The organism is Mesorhizobium sp. M7A.F.Ca.CA.004.04.2.1 (genome assembly GCF_004022825.1).
Classification (GTDB): domain Bacteria; phylum Pseudomonadota; class Alphaproteobacteria; order Rhizobiales; family Rhizobiaceae; genus Mesorhizobium.
Genome location: NZ_RZPH01000951.1, coordinates 1 through 2,326 on the forward strand (window position 1 = coordinate 1; position 2,326 = coordinate 2,326).

At 61.4% G+C, this 2,326-nt stretch carries 2 protein-coding genes and 1 pseudogene; all 3 read left to right on the plus strand.

Annotation, left to right across the window (positions count from 1 at the left end; translation table 11 throughout):
- Window positions 1-264 (plus strand): annotated as a pseudogene (locus tag EN893_RS29640) (hypothetical protein); the annotation flags it as partial.
- Complete coding sequence (murB, locus tag EN893_RS29645) at window positions 261-1,226, plus strand: UDP-N-acetylmuramate dehydrogenase (RefSeq protein WP_027034937.1); 966 nt, start codon at window positions 261-263, stop codon at window positions 1,224-1,226. The pseudogene EN893_RS29640 and the gene murB, both read left to right, overlap by 4 nt.
- A 447-nt stretch (window positions 1,227-1,673) precedes the next feature.
- Window positions 1,674-2,326 (plus strand): D-alanine--D-alanine ligase (locus EN893_RS29650; RefSeq protein WP_164901222.1); only part of this gene is annotated, 653 nt, incomplete at its 3' end.

Genomic DNA, 2,326 nt, shown 5'->3' on the forward strand with positions numbered 1-2,326 from the left:
TCCGAGCTGACGCCGTCGATCGGCTCTTCGCCGGTCTACGCGGCCGGCGAAGAGCCGATCGACGGCGTCAGCTCGGACGCGCTGGTGTCGCGCATCCGCGCCGGCGGCCATCGCGACGCACGCTACATCGAGGGTCCGGCGGCGATCGCGCCCGTCATCCGTGATCTGGCAAAGCCGGGTGACTTCGTCGTCTTCCTGGGCGCCGGCAACATCACCCAATGGGCCTATGCATTGCCCAAGGAGCTTGGCGGGACCGTCTCATGATGCACGGCCAGGCCCTGATCGACAGACTGGGCGACCGGCTTGCCGGCCTGCGCGGCCGCCTGACGCCGAACGCCGAGATGGACAAGATCACCTGGTTCCGTGCAGGGGGTCTGGCTGAGGTGCTGTTCCAGCCGGCCGACGAGGAAGATCTTGCAGCATTCCTCAAAGCCGTTCCTGAAGAGATACCACTGACCGTCGTCGGCGTCGGCTCGAACCTTCTGGTCCGCGACGGCGGCATCGAGGGCTTTGTCATCCGCCTTTCGGCCAAGGGCTTCGGCGAGGCCGAGGTGATTTCGCCGATCAGGATCAAGGCGGGAGCCGCGACCCCCGATAAGCGCGTCGCAGCGGTGGCGCTCGAGGCCGGCATTGGCGGCTTTCATTTCTACCACGGCATTCCGGGTGCAATCGGCGGTGCGCTGCGGATGAACGCAGGCGCCAACGGCGTCGAGACGCGCGAGCGGGTCGTCGAAGTGCGAGCGCTCGACCGCAAGGGCAATGTGCAGACGCTGAGCAATGCCGATATGGGTTACGCCTATCGCCATTCGGCGGCGCCTGCCGGGCTGATCTTCACCTCGGCCGTGTTCGAGGGCTTTGCCGAGGACAGAGCGGCGATCAAGGCGGCGATGGAGGCCGTGCAGAACCATCGCGAGACCGTGCAGCCGATCCGCGAGAAGACCGGCGGCTCGACCTTCAAGAATCCGGAAGGCACGTCGGCCTGGAAGGAGATCGACAGAGCGGGCTGCCGCGGCCTGATGATCGGCGGGGCGCAGATGTCGCCGATGCATTGCAACTTCATGATCAACACGGGAACTGCGACCGGCTACGACCTAGAATATCTCGGCGAGACGGTGCGTACGCGGGTGCTGGAGAATTCCGGTATCCGGCTGCAATGGGAAATCAAGCGCATCGGCAATTTCCGGCCGGGACATGCAGTTCAGGAGTTTCTCGGGCAGCTCCTTTAAGGTGCGTTGATATTCAGGTGATGCCGGCCTGCAAACGACGGCTTCCTGCGCTTCCGGTGCTCACGTACTTTGAGTACGCTCCGCTCCGGTTCTCGAAAGCCATCGTTTTCGACTCGGCCTGACCTGAATCCCAACACACCTTCGCGCGAGTTGAAGTTCATGTGATGCATGAACTTCAACGAGGCCGAAACGGTCCGCGACCGTTGCCGCAAAGACTCAACGACACGCTTTTCGCATCCATTTTCTCAGAAAGTGAATCTCTCGGAATCGTAAGCACTTGCCAGTGAATCAACTCTCTGATTCTCTGCTCGAAAGCGTTTCCTGATTTGAGTCGTTCGACGCGTTTTCAGCGGTTTCCGTCTGGGGGGGGCAACCTGCCGGGAGACTCTGACTCAATGTTGCGGAAAATCTGGTTTTGGTCCGCCGTGAGAGAGGGGATGCCGGGGAATGAAAAACAAGCATGTGGCCGTCTTGCTGGGTGGTTTTTCGTCCGAGCGGCCCGTGTCTCTTTCGTCGGGAAAGGCTTGTGCCGATGAACTCGAGAAGGAAGGCTACCAGGTCACCCGTGTCGATGTCGGGCGCGATGTCGGCTCCGTGCTTGCCGAGCTCAAGCCCGATGTCGCCTTCAATGCGCTGCACGGCCCTTTTGGCGAGGACGGCACCATTCAGGGCATCCTTGAATATCTCGGCATTCCCTACACCCATTCCGGCGTGCTCGCTTCGGCTCTGGCCATGAACAAGGAGCAGGCCAAGCGGGTTGCCAAGTCGGTCGGCATCGTGATCGCCGAATCGAAGGTCGCCAGCCGCTTCGCCATCCAGAACAAGCACCCGATGAAGCCGCCCTATGTGGTCAAGCCGGTCAATGAGGGTTCGAGCTTCGGTGTCGTCATCGTACATGAAGGCCAGTCGCATCCGCCGCAGGTGATCGGCTCGTCCGAGTGGAAATATGGCGATACCGTCATGGTTGAGCGCTACATCCACGGCAGGGAGCTGACCTGCGCGGTGATGGGTGATGTGGCGCTGGGGGTCTGCGAGATCATCCCGACCGGCCATTCCTTCTATGACTATGATTCAAAATATGTCGCCGGGGGATCAAAGCA